The sequence below is a fragment of the Kerstersia gyiorum genome (assembly GCF_048595715.1).
In the GTDB taxonomy this organism is placed as follows: Bacteria; Pseudomonadota; Gammaproteobacteria; order Burkholderiales; family Burkholderiaceae_B; genus Kerstersia; species Kerstersia gyiorum.
Window position 1 is genome coordinate 213,045 of the sequence record NZ_CP169556.1, and the last position, 15,710, is coordinate 228,754.

At 62.8% G+C, this 15,710-nt stretch carries 15 protein-coding genes and 1 tRNA gene; 7 read left to right on the forward strand and 9 right to left on the reverse strand.

The window, feature by feature from the left end; genetic code table 11:
• Positions 1 to 37: 37 nt before the first annotated feature.
• Positions 38 to 1,168, reverse strand: coding sequence for an anhydro-N-acetylmuramic acid kinase (locus ACEW7X_RS00885; protein WP_130486273.1), 1,131 nt, complete (start codon positions 1,166 to 1,168; stop codon positions 38 to 40).
• A gap of 3 nt (positions 1,169 to 1,171) precedes the next feature.
• Positions 1,172 to 2,461 (reverse strand): M23 family metallopeptidase, encoded by a 1,290-nt coding sequence (locus ACEW7X_RS00890; RefSeq protein ID WP_253103375.1) that lies wholly within the window; start codon positions 2,459 to 2,461, stop codon positions 1,172 to 1,174.
• Between the two features lie 354 nt (positions 2,462 to 2,815).
• On the opposite strand from ACEW7X_RS00890, the gene tyrS reads away from it, so the two are divergent.
• The 7 genes from tyrS (at position 2,816) to ACEW7X_RS00925 (ending at position 9,417) form a co-directional block, all read left to right on the forward strand.
• Positions 2,816 to 4,048: a tyrosine--tRNA ligase gene (tyrS, locus tag ACEW7X_RS00895; RefSeq protein WP_068372681.1), complete on the forward strand. Its 1,233-nt coding sequence runs from the start codon at positions 2,816 to 2,818 to the stop codon at positions 4,046 to 4,048.
• A gap of 449 nt (positions 4,049 to 4,497) precedes the next feature.
• Positions 4,498 to 5,154, forward strand: coding sequence for a YbhB/YbcL family Raf kinase inhibitor-like protein (locus ACEW7X_RS00900; protein WP_068372678.1), 657 nt, complete (start codon positions 4,498 to 4,500; stop codon positions 5,152 to 5,154).
• A 238-nt stretch (positions 5,155 to 5,392) separates the two neighbouring features.
• The gene (gene glyA, locus ACEW7X_RS00905) at positions 5,393 to 6,637 is read left to right on the forward strand and encodes a serine hydroxymethyltransferase (RefSeq protein WP_068372675.1); all 1,245 of its coding nucleotides are present in this window, start codon (positions 5,393 to 5,395) and stop codon (positions 6,635 to 6,637) included.
• Positions 6,638 to 6,748: 111 nt separating this feature from the next.
• Positions 6,749 to 7,225 carry a transcriptional regulator NrdR gene (gene nrdR / locus ACEW7X_RS00910; protein ID WP_068372672.1) on the forward strand — a complete coding sequence of 159 codons (477 nt, stop codon included), beginning with the start codon at positions 6,749 to 6,751 and terminating at the stop codon, positions 7,223 to 7,225.
• 71 nt (positions 7,226 to 7,296) lie between these two features.
• Complete coding sequence (ribD, locus tag ACEW7X_RS00915) at positions 7,297 to 8,403, forward strand: bifunctional diaminohydroxyphosphoribosylaminopyrimidine deaminase/5-amino-6-(5-phosphoribosylamino)uracil reductase RibD (protein ID WP_068372975.1); 1,107 nt, start codon at positions 7,297 to 7,299, stop codon at positions 8,401 to 8,403.
• Between the two features lie 154 nt (positions 8,404 to 8,557).
• The gene (locus tag ACEW7X_RS00920) at positions 8,558 to 9,190 is read left to right on the forward strand and encodes a riboflavin synthase (RefSeq protein WP_068372669.1); all 633 of its coding nucleotides are present in this window, start codon (positions 8,558 to 8,560) and stop codon (positions 9,188 to 9,190) included.
• 136 nt (positions 9,191 to 9,326) lie between these two features.
• A tRNA-Ser gene (locus ACEW7X_RS00925) sits at positions 9,327 to 9,417 on the forward strand.
• A gap of 135 nt (positions 9,418 to 9,552) precedes the next feature.
• On the opposite strand, the gene ACEW7X_RS00930 is transcribed toward ACEW7X_RS00925, so the two are convergent.
• From ACEW7X_RS00930 to ACEW7X_RS00960, 7 genes are all read right to left on the reverse strand, one after another.
• A complete protein-coding gene (locus tag ACEW7X_RS00930; RefSeq protein WP_420177498.1) occupies positions 9,553 to 10,860 on the reverse strand; it encodes a sensor histidine kinase in 1,308 nt (435 codons plus the stop codon).
• 3 nt (positions 10,861 to 10,863) lie between these two features.
• On the reverse strand, positions 10,864 to 11,559 hold the full coding sequence (locus tag ACEW7X_RS00935; RefSeq protein ID WP_068372664.1) for a response regulator transcription factor: 696 nt from the start codon (positions 11,557 to 11,559) through the stop codon (positions 10,864 to 10,866).
• Complete coding sequence (locus ACEW7X_RS00940) at positions 11,556 to 13,037, reverse strand: ArnT family glycosyltransferase (RefSeq protein ID WP_130486263.1); 1,482 nt, start codon at positions 13,035 to 13,037, stop codon at positions 11,556 to 11,558. Before ACEW7X_RS00940 ends, ACEW7X_RS00935 begins: the two co-directional genes overlap by 4 nt.
• Entirely contained in the window at positions 13,024 to 14,067 is a 1,044-nt protein-coding gene (locus ACEW7X_RS00945) for a glycosyltransferase family 2 protein (protein WP_068372660.1), read from the reverse strand. Before ACEW7X_RS00945 ends, ACEW7X_RS00940 begins: the two co-directional genes overlap by 14 nt.
• Complete coding sequence (locus ACEW7X_RS00950; RefSeq protein ID WP_068372657.1) at positions 14,064 to 14,453, reverse strand: GtrA family protein; 390 nt, start codon at positions 14,451 to 14,453, stop codon at positions 14,064 to 14,066. The genes ACEW7X_RS00945 and ACEW7X_RS00950 overlap by 4 nt, the downstream gene beginning before the upstream one ends.
• A gap of 271 nt (positions 14,454 to 14,724) precedes the next feature.
• Entirely contained in the window at positions 14,725 to 15,456 is a 732-nt protein-coding gene (locus tag ACEW7X_RS00955; protein WP_068372653.1) for a GntR family transcriptional regulator, read from the reverse strand.
• Positions 15,453 to 15,683, reverse strand: a complete 231-nt coding sequence (locus ACEW7X_RS00960) for a hypothetical protein (protein ID WP_068372652.1) — start codon at positions 15,681 to 15,683, stop codon at positions 15,453 to 15,455. The genes ACEW7X_RS00955 and ACEW7X_RS00960 overlap by 4 nt, the downstream gene beginning before the upstream one ends.
• Positions 15,684 to 15,710: the final 27 nt, after the last annotated feature.

The following is a 15,710-nucleotide window of genomic DNA, read 5'->3' on the forward strand; positions in this document are numbered from 1 at the left end:
CCATGACGATGCGGGTTTTCCTGCCGTTGTGGCTGGCTCAGGCTGGGTGCCAGGCGCCCAGGATGCTGCGATGGCGGGCTCCGGTCACGGAGGGCAGGCCGGCGGCAATGCCGTGATGGTGCGCCCAGGCCAGCCAGGCGAATGCCATGGCTTCCATGTGCTGGGGGTCGACGCCGTAGGCGTCGCTGGCGCTGACAGAGCAGGGTGCCTGCCGGGTCAGGCTACTCAGCAGATGCAGGTTGCGCGCGCCGCCGCCGCAGACGATCAGTTCTTCGGTGTCGGGGGCGTGCCGGGCCAGTGCCTCGAGCACGGTCGAAATGGTCAGTTGTGTCAGCGTGGCCTGTATGTCGGCGGCACTGGCGTTGCCTGCGGCGGCCAGGCGGCTGTCCAGCCAGCTGGCGCTGAAGAGGTCGCGTCCGGTGGATTTCGGTGGTGGCAGGCGCAGCCAGGGTTCGCTCTCCAGCAGGTAGGCCAGCCATGCATCCTGGCACTGGCCGCTGGCGGCCCAGGCGCCACCAGCGTCATAGGGCTGGCCGGTGTGCCGCTGGCACCAGAGGTCCAGCAGCATGTTGCCCGGGCCGGTGTCGAAGCCGACCGGGTCGGCGCCGGGCCGCAGCAGGGTCAGGTTGCCGATGCCGCCAAGATTGAGCAGCGCACGGGGGTGGTCGGCCTGGAACAGCGCGGCATGGAATGCCGGCACCAGCGGCGCGCCCTGGCCGCCTGCGGCAATATCGCGGCGGCGGAAGTCTGCCACGACAGGAATGCCGGTCAGTTCGGCCAGCAGGGCCGGGGCGTTCAGTTGCACGGTGTAGCCGATATCGGGGCGGTGCCGTACCGTCTGGCCATGGGCGCCGATGGCAGCAATGTCGCTGGCGTCCGATTCACTCAGGTAAAGCACGGCGGCGACCGCCTGGGCATAGGATTGCGCAATTTGCAGCGCAGCTGTTTCGGCGCGGTGGATTTCATTCTCGCCAGGCTGGTTGAGCGCCAGCAGTTCGTCGCGCAAGGCGGCCGGGTAGGCCTGGTGGGCGTGGGCGATCAGGCGCAACTGCCGGGCGTCGTCGATTTCGACCTGGACGACGTCCACGCCATCCAGGCTGGTGCCGGACATGATGCCGATGTAATAACGCCCGCGGCGGGCGCGGGCGTCGGGTGTGGGAAAGGTCATGAATCAGTTGGCGGAAGCGACCTGGGTGCCGGGCAGTTCCTGCATGTTCTGCTGGAACTGGGCCAGCATCCGGATCTGGTCCTGGTAAGGTGCGGTGGCGCGGGCAAAGGCCTGGATCTCTGCAGCAGTCAGTTTCTGTGTGACAGGCAGCGACGCCGACAGTGGGTCGACGGGAACGCCCTTGACGCGGAATTCATAGTGCAGGTGCGGGCCGGTTGCCCAGCCGGTGGAGCCGACATAGCCGATCATCTCGCCCTGGCTGACGCGACGCCCCTTGGCCATGCCTGCGGCGAGGCGGCTTTGGTGGGCATATACCGTCGAGTAGCCGCCAGCGTGTTCGATGATGATGACATTGCCATAACCATTCTGCCAGCCAGCGAAGCTGATGGTGCCATCGCCGGTTGCGTGGATGGGGGTACCGCTGGGGGCAGCGTAATCCACGCCTTTGTGGCCTACCCATTTGTTCAGGATGGGGTGCTGGCGCATGCCGAAGGTGGAGCTGATGCGGCTGAATTTCAGCGAGGTGCGCAGGAAGGCGCCACGCAGGCTGTTGCCTTCGAAGTCGTAATAGTTGCCGCGTTCGTCGTCATTGGGCGAATACCAGGCAGCGCTGTGTTGCTTGCCGCGGTTGGAGAACTCGACCGCCAGCACACGGCCGGAGCCGACTGGCCTGCCTTCGAACATGCGGGCTTCGTAGACGACACGGAATTGGTCGCCCTGACGGATGTCCTTGAGGAAGTCGATGCGGCTGCCTAGGATCTCGGCGATTTGCTGGGTGACACCGTCAGGGATACCGGCGCGGTCGGTGGCGCCGAACAGCGAACTGCGGATTTCGCCCATGCCGACGCGTACCTGGCGCTCGGGCGTGACTTTCAGTTCTTCCGCGCTGAAGCCGTCATCGGCGCGGCGGACTTCCAGCAGAGCGGTGACCGGCTGGTTGTTTTCCGTGGTTTGCGGTGTGTGGATGTAGCGCAGCCAGTTCAACTGGCCGTTCTCGTCCAGCGAGGCTTGCAACGAACGGCCGGGATACAGGCGGTAGATGCTGCGCGCGTCCGGGTTGTGCGTCAGGAAAGCCAGCAGGCCGGGTTCGTCGATATTGAGCCGCTTGAGCACTTGCGCCAGCGTATCGCCGCTGCGGATGCGGGTTTCATGGACGAAATCGGCTTCGGCGGCTTCGGCGGCCGAAGCATCCAGGGTCAGCGGCAGGGTTTCGCGCAGCATGCGCTGCTGCACCTGAACGCTGTTATCCTTGCTGGGTTGGACCATGCCGATGGCTGCGGCCGCGCCGAACATGGCGAACGCGCCCAAGAGGGCGACACGGCGGAAGCGGCTGGAGAAGTTGTTGCGTGGCTGGCTCGATCCGGAAGAACGGAGAGTCCGTAGCCTGTTTTGCGTGTCGGGAGACCTGCCGGTCATCGCTGGAGCCCTATTGCCAAGGTTTGGGAACAATGCATGGCAGACCAAGTGGCTCCAGGAGAAGTTCCCGCGAGTTGGCCAGGCTGCCAGAATAAATTCGAGGGGAGACTGCGAAGCAGAAATCTCCTGGCGCGTTATGATTGCCGGGAGAATTGCGCGACAAGGTGCGATAACACCTTGAATTTAGCCTTTTTTAACATGCTTACAGCCGCCAAGGCTACCATTTACCCAATGTCCTCATCTTCTGAAACAATTTCCCCCCAAACTCAGGAAGATCTGAAGATCATCCGCCGCGGTTGCGATGAGTTGCTGGTTGAATCCGAACTGGCTCAGAAACTGGAAAAGAGCCGTGCCTCGGGTGAGCCGCTGCGGATCAAGCTGGGGCTGGATCCTACCGCGCCCGACATCCACCTTGGCCACACCGTCGTCCTGAACAAGCTGCGTCAGCTGCAGGACCTGGGCCACAAGGTCATCTTCCTGATCGGCGACTTCACTGCCACCATCGGCGACCCCAGCGGCCGCAACAGCACCCGCCCGCCGCTGACGCGCGAGCAGATCGAGACCAACGCCCAAACCTATTATTCGCAAGCCAGCCTGGTGCTGGATCGTTCGCGCACTGAAGTCCGCTACAACTCGGAATGGTGCGATTCGCTGGGCACGCGCGGGCTGATTCAACTGGCGTCGCGCTATACCGTGGCCCGCATGATGGAGCGCGACGACTTCACCAAGCGTTTCAAGGGCGGTATCCCCATCTCGGTGCACGAATTCATCTACCCGCTGCTGCAGGGGTACGATTCGGTTGCGCTCAAGGCCGACATGGAGCTGGGCGGAACCGACCAGAAGTTCAACCTGCTGGTGGGCCGCGAATTGCAGAAGGAATATGGCATGGCGCAGCAGTGCGTGCTGACCATGCCGCTGCTGGTCGGTACCGACGGTGTCGAGAAGATGTCCAAGTCCAAGGGCAACTACATCGGCGTGACTGAAGCGCCTGACTCCATGTTCGGCAAGCTGATGTCGATCTCCGACACGCTGATGTGGAAGTACTACGAGCTGCTGTCCTTCCTGTCGCTCGACGAAATCGCGGCGCTGAAGGCAGAGGTCGACGCCGGCCGCAATCCGCGCGATGTGAAGGTGCTGCTGGGCCGCGAATTGGTGGCGCGCTTCCATGGCGCGGCCGCGGCCGAATCCGCCGCAGAGGCATTCGACGCACGTTTCCGGGACGGCGCCGTCCCGGAGAACATGCCGGAAGTCACCATTGCCGGCGCTCCGCTGGGCATTGCCAAGGTGCTGCGTGAAGCGGGCCTGGTGCCGTCGGGCACCGAGGCCAACCGCAACATCGAGCAGGGTGGCGTGCGCGTGGACGGCCAGCGGGTCGAAGACCGCGCCCTGACGCTGGCGGCAGGCGAGTACGTGATCCAGGTGGGCAAGCGCCGTTTCGCACGCGTCACGCTGGTCGCAGCCTGAGCCGACGCCGCCTGCCCGGGTAGCGGGCGCTGGTCTGGCCGACGCCTGCATGGCGCGCGGCACGTCGTCAGGGAAGGCCGCGTTAGGAAAAACCCGGCCCATTCTTCAGGAATGGAGCCGGGTTTTTCTTGCCTGATTCTAGGTTTTTTGCCGGTGCAGCCCAGGTTTTTCCTAGGATTTTTCCTAGTATGCATGGGGGCTGGGCCGGATTTCTGATGCTGATTTTTACCTGCAAAATGACAGCTTTTTTACGATAAAAAAGAAGGTTTTGCTGTAGGATAACGTTACGGCTGCTTGATTTTTACGCGGTCTGGCGAACCGCCATGGTGCGGGGCGCATCGTTTGTTTCCTAGTGCTGGGCGGCGCCGTGGCAACCCGGGTTGCCTTCTTGAAGCCGCAGTCGTATTTGTCCAGGCCGGCGTCCAGCCATTCCACGAGGAGCTGTTCCCATGAAACTCGCAAGTCTTTCCTTTGCTGACGGCGCACCGATCCCGGAGCACTATGCCTTCGGCAAAATGGATGTCAAATCCAGGGTAGAGCTGGCGGATAACTTCAACCCGCAGTTCACATGGAGCGATGTCCCCGAAGGCGTGAAGTCCTTCGCGCTGCTGTGCGTCGATCCCGACGTCCCCACTGTTCCCGACGATGTCAACGTGGCCGACCGCCTTGTGCCTGCCGATCTGCCCCGCACGGATTTCTTCCACTGGGTGCTGGTCGATCTGCCTGCCCGTTTCCGCACGCTTGAGGAAGGCCATTTTTCCAATGGCATCAGTGCCCGCGGCAAGAGCGGTCCGCAAACCCACATCGCCGGCGTGCGCCAGGGGATCAACGACTATACCGGCTGGTTTGCGGCCGACCCCGACATGTCTGGCGATTATTACGGCTACGATGGTCCGTGCCCGCCATGGAACGACGCGCGCGTGCACCGCTATGTGTTTACGCTGTATGCGCTGGATGTCGAAACGCTGGCGCTGCCGGAACGTTTCGACGGCAAGGACGTGCAGCAGGCAATGGACGGCCACGTGCTCGACAGTGCCTCCTGGACTGGAACCTTCACGTTGAATCCGGCGCTTGCGCCTGTGCGCATCGGCCCGCCGGCATCTTGATGCCAGGCCGCCCGGGCCCAGGGCGGATGCCGCTGCGCGGTGTGCCCGGGCCCTTGCATGAGTGATGCTCAAGTCCTGCATGCGCTTTTTTTGCCGCGTGCGGGCAAACGTGGCAGTTTGGCACACAAGCAGGGTTTTTTTATGGCCGATCGCTGCCTGATGATGCATTTTGCAGTGCCTGGCGGGGTAAACTAAATAGCTTCTTCGTGTTTCACGCTATTGAGCTCAGGACCCCCAAATGTTTGATCGCACCCGTACCCTTGATAAGGTCGACCCCGAACTGTGGGACGCCATCCAGAAGGAAGACGTCCGCCAGGAACAGCACATCGAGCTGATTGCTTCGGAAAACTATGCCAGCCCGGCGGTGATGCAGGCCCAGGGTACGCAGCTGACCAACAAATATGCGGAAGGTTATCCCGGCAAGCGCTACTACGGTGGTTGCGAATTCGTCGACATCGTCGAACAGCTGGCCATCGACCGCCTGAAGGAACTCTTTGGCGCTGAAGCGGCGAATGTGCAGCCCAATTCCGGCTCCCAGGCCAACCAGGGCGTCTACAACGCCGTCCTGAAGCCGGGCGACTCCGTCCTGGGCATGAGCCTGGCCGAAGGCGGCCACCTGACCCACGGCGCCAGCGTCAATTCCTCCGGCAAACTGTACAACTTCCATCAGTACGGCCTGGATGCCAATGAAGTCCTGAACTACGAACAGGTCGAAGCCCTGGCGCGCGAACACAAGCCCAAGCTGATCGTGGCTGGCGCGTCCGCCTACTCGCTGCACATCGACTTCGAGCGCCTGGCCCGCATCGCTCATGAAAATGGCGCGCTGCTGATGGTCGACATCGCCCACTACGCCGGCCTGGTCGCCGGTGGCGCGTACCCTAACCCGGTACCGCACGCCGACTTCGTGACGTCTACCACGCACAAGTCGCTGCGCGGCCCGCGCGGTGGCGTGATCATGATGAAGGCCGAATTCGAAAAGGCTGTCAATTCTGCAATTTTCCCCGGCATCCAGGGGGGTCCCCTGGAGCACGTCATTGCCGCCAAGGCCGTGGCTTTCAAGGAAGCGCTGGATCCTTCCTTCCGTGACTACGCCGCCCAGGTCGTCAAGAATGCCAAGGTCATGGCGGAAACGCTGGTCAAGCGTGGTCTGCGCATCGTGTCCGGCCGTACCGAAAGCCACGTCATGCTGGTTGATCTGCGCGCCAAGGGCATCACCGGCAAGGAAGCCGAAGCAGTGCTGGGCCAGGCCCACATCACGGTGAACAAGAACGCCATTCCCAACGATCCGGAAAAGCCGTTCGTTACCAGCGGCATCCGTTTGGGTACGCCGGCCATCACCACGCGTGGTTTTGGCGAGGCTGAAGCCGAACTGACCGCCAACCTGATCGCCGACGTGCTCGACAATCCGCATGACGCCGATAACATCGCCAAGGTGCGCGCGCGCGTCAGCGAGCTGACGGCCCGCCTGCCGGTCTACAAATAAGCCCTGGCACGGGGCGCCGGCTGCCTGGCGGCTGGCGCCTGTCCCGGAGGAACGCGGCTCGTATATGATGCGAGTCGCGTTTTTGCATTCTGGAAACAGGAGACTGACAGCGTGAAATGCCCTTTTTGCGGCCATCAGGACACCCAGGTGCTGGATTCCCGCGCCATGGAAGAAGGACAGACCATACGCCGGCGCCGCCGCTGTCTCGCTTGCGAACGCCGCTTCACGACCTTCGAGAGGGCGGAGCTGGACCTGCCGTACATCGTCAAGCGCAATGGCAGCCGCACCGACTATGAGCGTGCCAAGTTGCGTGCCAGCCTGGCCCTGGCACTGCGCAAGCGCCCGGTTGCGACGGCAGACGTGGATGCCGCAGTGGTGCGCATCGAAGAAGCGCTCATGACCAGCGGCCTGCGCGAAGTCCCGAGTTCTCGCGTGGGGGAACTGGTCATGCAGGAACTCAAGAACCTGGATCAGGTCGCCTACGTGCGCTATGCCTCTGTCTACCAGAGCTTTGAGGACATCGGTGAGTTTGTCCGTGCCATCCGGGCCATGCAGGGGCCGCGTGGCGAGGCGCCGAAAGACAAATAGCAGCGATATTGCAGGCCGCGCCGCGTGCGGGCCTCAAGGAAACAAGCATGGCTGATCAGGATATCGCCTGGATGCGCCGGGCGCTGGCGCTGGCGGAAGCAGTGACCAACATCACGACTCCCAACCCCAGGGTAGGCTGCGTCATCGTGCGCGATGGCGTGCTGCTGGGCGCAGGGGCGACCCAGGCTGTCGGCGGCCCGCACGCGGAAGTCTGCGCCCTGCGGGATGCTGCCGCCCGTGGCGTCGATGTGCGTGGCGCGACGGCTTATGTCACGCTGGAGCCTTGCAGCCACTTTGGCCGCACGCCGCCCTGCTGCGATGCGTTGGTGGCGGCAGGGCTGGGCCGTGTCGTGGCAGCCATGGGCGATCCCAACCCTCTGGTCAATGGCCGGGGCATGGCGCGCCTGCGCGCCGCGGGCATCCAGACTGTTGCTGGTATCTGCGAAGAAGAAGCGCTGGCGCTCAATATCGGCTTTGTGGCCAGGATGAGCCGGGGCACGCCTTGGGCCTGGCTCAAGACGGCGGCCTCACTGGATGGCCGCAGCGCCCTGGAGAACGGTCAGTCGCAATGGATTACCGGTCCGCAGGCCCGTGATGACGGCCATCGCTGGCGCGCTCGCAGCTGCGTGGTGCTGACCGGCATCGGTACGGTGCTGCATGACAATCCGCGTCTCAACGTACGTGCGCTGGAGACCCCGCGTCAGCCACGCAAGGCCCTGATAGACGGCGATTTCCGCTTGCCCGAGGATGCCTTGTTGATCGAAGGCGCGCCGCTGCTGGTTTTTACCGCACGTGAAGACGATGCCAAGGCGGCCCGCCTGGCGCAGCGTGGCGTGCAGGTGATCCTGCTGCCGGGCGAGCGCCCGGGAACGGTTGACCTGCCGGCGGTGATGCAGTGGCTGGCTGCGGATGGTGTCAATGAAGTTCACGTGGAAGCCGGCCCGGGACTCAATGGCGCCTTGCTGCGTGCCGGGTGCGTCGATGAATTGATCTCCTATGTGGCGCCCGTGCTGCTGGGCGATGCGCAGCCCATGGCCAGGTTGCCTGCCTTGAGCAGCCTGGCGCAGGCGCGGCGCTTCGAGTTCACCGACATGGTGCGGCTGGGCGCGGACGTGCGCGTGCGCGCCAGAGTGGCGGAACACTGGGACGCCCTGCGTGCGCAGGTGCGCCTTGGGTAAAGGGGCCGTGGCCGGCGGCTTCGGCCCGCCTGGCCCGGATGGGTGCATGTGTGTTCCGGGGTGGAGTATCCTTTCGGAATTGGCCGGCGTGATGTGCCGGAGACTGAGCGGGGGCAGGAGGCCGCCCTCGCGATAATTTTCAGCAGGAGCAGTCATGTTTACTGGAATCGTTGCCGCCGTCGGGAACATTGAAACCGTGACGCCGCTGGGCGCGGATGCTGCGTCGGGCGTGCGCCTGACCATCCGCGCCAATGCGTTGGACTTGTCCGACGTGGCGCTGGGGGACTCCATTGCCATACAGGGCGCCTGCATGACGGTGGTGGAAAAGACAGAAGGCGGTTTTGCCGTCGATGTGTCGCGTGAAAGCCTGAGCCTCACGGTTGGCCTGGACGCGCCGGGTGAAGTCAACCTGGAGAAGGCGCTGCGCGTGGGAGATTACCTGGGCGGGCATATCGTATCCGGCCACGTGGACGGCCTGGGCACGGTGGTGCGTTTCGAGCCCGTGGGTGAATCGCATGAGCTGGTGCTGCGCCTGCCTGCCAATCTGGCGATCTACCTGGCTTACAAGGGATCGGTCACGGTCAATGGCGTCAGCCTGACGGTCAACCGTGTGCACGACCTGCCTGCCGGTTGTGAAATTGCCATCAACCTGATCCCGCATACGGTGGCGGTGACCACCCTGCGCCACTTGAAGGCTGGCGCCAAGGTGAACATCGAAATCGACACCATCGCCCGCTATGTCGAGCGCATGGTAGGCGTGCGCAACCAGATCGCCGTCACCGACTAAGGTCCGTGGCTTCGCCCTGATCCGAGCGATATTTCGTCTTATGCACCGAAAAAGCTGCAGGGTACGATGAAAGTTTGCTAGAATTACGGATTCTCGTGACCTGTGGGGTTTCCCTGCGGCACGTAGTAGGTAATTAGGACAGGTGGCCGAGTGGTTGAAGGCGCACGCCTGGAAAGCGTGTATACGTGATAAGCGTATCGGGGGTTCGAATCCCCCTCTGTCCGCCAGGAATTCTTCAAAGCCCGTTGATTTCATTTTTGGAAATCAGCGGGCTTTGTTATTTCTGGCTCTGCTGCTGGTCGCGTGAGGTTGTGTGGTACTGGGCCGAGCCGGGCGAGCCGAGGAAAGGCGAGCCTCTGCCACTAGGTTGATAGTTCAGCCGTCGTGGGTGGCAGGAAGGTGAGGCGCAGTACGTTGCCCGGGCCGTCTCCGGCCAGGGCCTGCAGCGTCCAGCCCAGGCGCTCGCAGATCAGGCTGACGATGAACAGGCCCAGCCCGGACAATGACAGCAGTTCGCTGGCGTCGGCCTGCGGGTCGTTCAGGTAGGCCTGATAGGCTTGTGGTAGCCCCTGGCCATGATCGCGAATATCGACATAGTGGGTGTACAACAGCACTTCCACACTTGCGCCGGTGTGCTGCAGGGCGTTCTGGATAAGGTTGCGCAGCAGCATTTTGACCAGTACCGGATCACCCTGAACCTTGGGCTGGGCTACCGATATCAGTTGTAGGCGCGGTGATGCATCCGGCAGATGGCGGTTGAGGTCTTCCTGTATGGCCTGTACCAGGTCAGCGAGCGGGATGCTGACACGCCGGTCTGCCTGCGCCTTGCGCCGGGTAAGGCGCAAGATGATGTCGATATTGGCTGCCATTTCATCGACGGCGCGACGCATGCGCAGCAACACGCCCTGGTCGGCAGTGCCCAGGCCGCCGCGCCGTTCGATGACATCCAGCGCGCCTGCGATGACGGCAATGGGTGTGCGCAGTTCGTGGCTGGCCAGTCCCATCAGCGATTGTTCGCGCTTGACATAGGTTTCCAGCTCATTGAGGAAGCGGTTGAAGGATCGGGCAATGGTCTTCAGTTCGGCATCCTGGTAATCCTCCGTGACGCGCCGCATGTGTGGTGCCGGCCTGGTGTCCAGGATTTGCCGGGAAAGCTGTTGCACTGGTGCCACCAGCCGCTTGCCGGTCAGGCGAGCCAGAAAGATGCCCAGGGCGATGACGGCGATGCCCAGAAGCAGCAGGAAACGGTGGAATTCGTCTTCGCGGGTTTCGAACAGCGTGATGTCCTTGGCAAGGTACAGCTGCCCGTCGTTGACCACGCTGCTGGTGATCAAGTATGTGTTATTGCCGGCTTCGATTTCCCCGGAAAAGGGGAACGGCAGACCCTGGAACAGCATCGGCATGCGGTCGTCGGCCTGCATGCCGGCGGGGACGAAATAAGCAGTCAGGGTGGCAATGTCCCAGACCAGTATTTCATTCGGGCGGGCGTTGTCCAGCAGGAAATCCCGCTCCGTCTGCATATCCATTTCCAGCAGGGATTCTTCCAGCCGCTCGTTGGCGATGAGGACGGACGCTACCGTGACGAAGAACGTCAGGAGGATGGCGCACAGGACCGTGAGGCGGATGCGGCGTTCGATGGTGCTGGTGCGTGCGGGGCGAAGGAAGGCCATGCGTCACGATTCCTCGGGTGGGGCGATGCAATAGCCGCGTCCGTGCAGGGTCTTGATGACGTTGGCCCCCAGGTTTTCCTGTAATAGTTTGCGCAGCAGGTAGATGTGGGTGCGCAAGGTATGCGGCTCGACTTCCTTGTCGCCCCACAGGCTTTGCGCCAGCTGGTCATAGGATACGAAGTTGGGATAGGCGCGGACCAGAGCTTCAGTGATACTGGCTGGCATGCCTGACAGTTGCAGTGGGGTGCCCTGGCCCAGGCGGATACGCAGTGTGCCGGGGTCGAAACTGATGTTGCCGGCATGGAGCACGGGTGTGCCGCCGGTGCTGCGCCGGTACAGGGCGTCGATTCGTATCGCCAGTTCCTTCAGGTGGAAGGGTTTGACGAGATAATCGTCCGCGCCCTGGGTAAAGCCGGTAATTTTGTCGTCGATATGGTCCTTGGCTGTCATCATGATGATGGGGGTGGCGCAATGCAGGTCGTTGCGGATGCGCTGGCACAAGGTAAAGCCGGACATGCCGGGCAGCATGATGTCCATGACGATGACGTCGTAATCGTTGACTGAGGCCAGGTGCAGCGCGACCAGGCCGTTGGCGGCGAAATCCAGCAGGTAGCGGCCGTCTTCCAGGAAGTCGCTGATATTGGCGGCGAGCGCTGCATTGTCTTCGATCACCAGCACACGGATGCGCTGTTCGTTCATGGCGGGCCATCTCCTTGTCTGCGTGGCGCTGGATACCGGGCGCCGTTGGCGTACACCAGGGAGTATCGCCGGTTTTTGAACAGGATCGGGCTGTCGGGTGGTAGGCCGGCCTGTGCCAATTGGTCGTGTTCGACGGCCAGAAAGACGCCAGCAGGGTAGTGGGCCAGGAAATCCCGGGTGACCGGACCCCGATGCAGTTTGGCAGTATCCCTGGAATAGTAGCGTGCCGAGAACGGCAGCTTGTCCTGGTAGTAGAGCGGTTGGCCGTCTTGGGCATGTGCCTGCTGCACGGCCACCAGGCTGCGTTCACTTTTCAGGATGTCGGGGTTGGCCCAGACGGCAATGCCCAGCAGCAGTCCAATCACCGGTACTGGCGTGACCAGGGCTTGCCAGTGCAGCGCGGGCGGGTTTGCCGGCGCGTGCTGCGACAGCCATGCGGCCAGCAGGATTGCGAAGGCGGGCAGGGCGGGCTGTACGTACGTCCACAGGATATTGCCGGACAAGGTGAAGAACAGGGGCGTGGCCAATGCCCAGAGCAGCAGCAGGCTGATGTCCGGTGACACGCGGGCAAGGCGTGGCCTGGCTGCACGGCGGTTCCAGGCCTGGCGCGCCAGCAAATAAATGGCGAATGGTCCCCAGGGTAGTGTTGCCAGAATCCAGTCCAGCCAGATGCTGCCATAGGCGCGCTGGTGAGCGCTGCCGTAAAGGTCGCCTTGCCAGCCGGGATCGACGAAGCGGTAAAAATGCTCGCCAACGATGAAGTACTGCAGGAAACCCGGCGTTTTCAGTTCGGCCAGGAGATACCAGGGCAGGCTTAGCGCCAGGAACAGCAGCACGCCGCCCGTCCAAGGCAGGCGGCGCAGGCAGGCCAGCGCAGCGCGGCGCTGCCAGAGCAGCCAGGGGAGCAAGACGGCCAGCACCAGAACGATCGCCAGCGGCCCCTTGGCCAGCATGCCCAGGGCCAGCCCGGCGAAGAAGGCGTAGCCCCAGGCCTGGCGCAAGCCGTCCTGTTGTTTGCCTAAGGCAACCAGGCATAGCGTGATTGCCAGCGTCAGGTAGGCATCGGTCAGCACGGCGCCAGCCAGGACGAAGGTCAACAGGCAGGAGCTGTATATCAGGGTGGCATGGCGAGCGACCGCCGTGCTGATGCGGTCACGTGAGTAGGCATAGATGAGTGCGGTGGTGGCCAGGGTTGCCAGCCAGGCGGGTAAGCGGGCGGCAAAGTCACAGTCGCCCAAGAGCCGGAATGCGGCGGCGGAAGCCCAGAAGGCAAATGGCGGCTTGCCCCAGAAGGGAGTGCCGGGTTCGAACCAGGGGGTGATCCAGTCGCCGCTGACGGCCATCAATCTGGCGATTTCCGCATAGCGTGGTTCGGAGGTGTCAGCCATGGGCAGGATGGCCATCAGCACCAGGCGCAGCCCGAACAACGCAGCCAGAAACCAGAGCCAGCGTGGCAGCAGGCGTTCAGCGGCGGCCATGACGGGGCTCCTGTACAGGTACGGTGGCGTGGGCGCTGGCCCGCGCACTGCCGGCCTGGCTGTGCAGGACATCGCGGATCAGGTAGACGGGGCGCTGCTTGGTTTCGATATAGGTCTTGCCGACGTACTCTCCCAGCAGCCCCATGGTGATGAGCTGCACGCCGCCCAGAAAGGCAATGATCGCGATGAGCGAAGGGTAACCCTGTACTGATTCGCCGTACAGCAGGGTCTTGGTGGCGATGAACAGGCCGTATGCCAGCCCGGCGCCCGCCACGGTCAGGCCGACACCCGAGGCCCAGCGCAGCGGTTTGATGGAAAAGGAGGTGATGCCTTCGATCGCCAGGCCGATCAGGCCACGGTAGTTCCATTTGGTCCTGCCGGCCGCGCGCGGCTGGCGTTCATAGAGGATCTGGGTAGTCGGGAAGCCGATCCAGGCGAATATGCCCTTCATGTAGCGTGAACGTTCAGGCAATTGTTGTAATGCCTGGATGGCCCTGAGGCTGAGCAAGCGGAAATCGCCCGTGTCCTCGGGGATGGCAACGTCGCTCAGGCGGTTCAGCAGGCGGTAGTAGAGATGGGCGCTCAGGCGCTTGTGCCAAGGGTCGCCAGCGCGAGAGCGGCGCCGCATGGTGACGATGTCTGCACCGGCGCGCCAGGCCCGCACCATGTCGGGGATGAGTTCTGGCGGGTCTTGCAGGTCGGCGTCCAGGATGATGACGGCGGCGCCGGCACAGTGTTCCAGTCCGGCGGACATGGCGGCTTCCTTGCCGAAATTGCGACTGAGCCGGACGACCTTTATGCCAGGTTGGGAGAGCGCGAGCGCGGCCAGTGCGGTGCTGCTGCCGTCGGTACTGCCGTCATCGACAAAGACGATCTCATGGCTGAGGTCCATGTCCTGCAGCACGGCGCTAACGCGCTCGAAGCACAGGGGCAGGACGTCGGCCTCGTTATAGACAGGGATCAGCAGCGATAGGGCGGGTGGCCGTGTCGGTGTGGCGGAGGAGGCACGGAGGGTGCGGATATTGTTCATAGGAACACGAATCTCCTGGAGATCCAGTAGTTGCACAGGGCCAGCAATAGCGTGGCCAGCATCTGTGCGAGAGGAACGGGCAGTGCGAACCCGGAATACAGGGTTGTGAAGAACAGTAGGTTCAGGGGCCAACCGATCAGTACCACTATCAGGTATTTCATGGCGGTGGCTGCATGCCGGGACGCAGGCCGGAAGGCATAGTGGTATTGCAGGAGGTAATTGGCCCAGGCGCCGGCCAGTGCTCCTGTCGCCGTGGCCGCCGTGGGCGGCAGGCTGCCTTGCAGCAGGGCCAGCATGATCAGGTAATGCAGGGCCGTGGCTGCAGCGCCGCTCAGGCCAAAACGCAGGGCCTGGTACTGGCTGGCGGAAAGAAAAGATGCGGGCATGACGAAAACGATCCGGCGGTGGGCGAGATGCTCCGATGCCTGTGCGGCAGGAAGCTCATACCTGTGGATCGTAGATTTCGAGGCGTCGAAAATCCGTCAAGGAAAAATGAAAAACGCGTCAAATTCCCGGCTGCCGCTGGATGCCAGGGGCCAGGTTGGTGTACGGGATGGGGAAGGATGTCTGTGGGCGATGGCCGGGCAAGTACGCCTGGGACTGGCGCAGGAAGGCCGTGTCGGGCGGGCCGCCCGGCGCGAGAATGTGTCGTATGGCCTACAGCGCGCCGCCCTGTTGCAGCTTGCGCCGCACGACTTCCTTCTGGGTCAGCGGCTTGATGGGGTTGTCCTGGAAGGCCTGCATGAAGTTGTCGCTGGTGCGCATGATATGCGTCCAGAGCACGGTTTTCAGGCGCGAGATTTTGTTTTCCCGGATGAGCTGAATCATCATCGCGTGGTCGTGCATGGAGCGCTTGGGTTCGTTCTTGGCATGCAGGGCGAGCTGGGTGCGCAGCGTGGCGACGCGGCCCATGATCATGCGGTAGCCCTGCATCAGATAACGGTTGCCAGCGTTCTCCAGGAACGCGAGATGGTATTGCGTGTCCAGCTGTCCGTAGATGCGGATGTCGCCGTCATGGACTGCCTGTTCCATTTGCCCCAGCAGGCGTTCCAGTGCAGCGGCGAGGTTCAGCGGGTTGCGCATCGCAGACAGTTCTGCGGCCTGCAATTCCAGACAGGCGCGGTATTCACACAGTTCGATGATGTCTTCCAGCGACGGGGTGAACACATAGGTGCCGGATTTCGGCACGATGTTCACCAGGCCTTCGAGCTGCAGCAGGTTCAGCGCTTCGCGGATGGGCGTGCGGCTGACGTCGAAGGCGGCGGCCAGGTTTTCTTCCGACAGCGCTTCGCCGAAATCGAAGGCGGCATTGATGATGGCGTCACGGATTTTGTCCGCGACTTCCGCAGACATGGAGGACTTGGTGGCAGTGCTTTTGGTTGCTGTCATGACTGAACTGTCGTGAAGAGATCCGGCCCGGCGGCGAAAATGATTCCACCGCCATTCGGGGGAGTCATGGACTCCAGATGGAAATTGCCTTGCTTGATCCCACCCCGGCGGGCGAGCGTTTCGGTTTGGCGCGTGGTCAATGGTTGGCCAGGAAAACGGAATTGCAAACGCGGATTGATGGGATGTTCCGGCGCCGGGAGCATGGAAATCCCGGCGCTGGCGGCCATTGCTGGCAGTCATGGTCTACTTCGATT

Excerpts from the sequence above, each read along its gene's own strand:
- ACEW7X_RS00900 (WP_068372678.1), top strand. The coding sequence starts at position 4,498 with ATGAAACTCGCAAGTCTTTCCTTTGCTGACGGCGCACCGATCCCGGAG.
- ACEW7X_RS00930 (WP_420177498.1), bottom strand. The coding sequence starts at position 10,860 with ATGGCCTTCCTTCGCCCCGCACGCACCAGCACCATCGAACGCCGCATC.
- ACEW7X_RS00885 (WP_130486273.1), bottom strand. The coding sequence starts at position 1,168 with ATGACCTTTCCCACACCCGACGCCCGCGCCCGCCGCGGGCGTTATTAC.
- glyA (WP_068372675.1), top strand. The coding sequence starts at position 5,393 with ATGTTTGATCGCACCCGTACCCTTGATAAGGTCGACCCCGAACTGTGG.
- ACEW7X_RS00935 (WP_068372664.1), bottom strand. The coding sequence starts at position 11,559 with ATGAACGAACAGCGCATCCGTGTGCTGGTGATCGAAGACAATGCAGCG.
- ACEW7X_RS00890 (WP_253103375.1), bottom strand. The coding sequence starts at position 2,461 with ATGTTCGGCGCGGCCGCAGCCATCGGCATGGTCCAACCCAGCAAGGAT.
- ACEW7X_RS00945 (WP_068372660.1), bottom strand. The coding sequence starts at position 14,067 with ATGAACAATATCCGCACCCTCCGTGCCTCCTCCGCCACACCGACACGG.
- ribD (WP_068372975.1), top strand. The coding sequence starts at position 7,297 with ATGCGCCGGGCGCTGGCGCTGGCGGAAGCAGTGACCAACATCACGACT.
- ACEW7X_RS00940 (WP_130486263.1), bottom strand. The coding sequence starts at position 13,037 with ATGGCCGCCGCTGAACGCCTGCTGCCACGCTGGCTCTGGTTTCTGGCT.
- ACEW7X_RS00960 (WP_068372652.1), bottom strand. The coding sequence starts at position 15,683 with ATGGCCGCCAGCGCCGGGATTTCCATGCTCCCGGCGCCGGAACATCCC.
- ACEW7X_RS00955 (WP_068372653.1), bottom strand. The coding sequence starts at position 15,456 with ATGACAGCAACCAAAAGCACTGCCACCAAGTCCTCCATGTCTGCGGAA.
- tyrS (WP_068372681.1), top strand. The coding sequence starts at position 2,816 with ATGTCCTCATCTTCTGAAACAATTTCCCCCCAAACTCAGGAAGATCTG.
- ACEW7X_RS00920 (WP_068372669.1), top strand. The coding sequence starts at position 8,558 with ATGTTTACTGGAATCGTTGCCGCCGTCGGGAACATTGAAACCGTGACG.
- ACEW7X_RS00950 (WP_068372657.1), bottom strand. The coding sequence starts at position 14,453 with ATGCCCGCATCTTTTCTTTCCGCCAGCCAGTACCAGGCCCTGCGTTTT.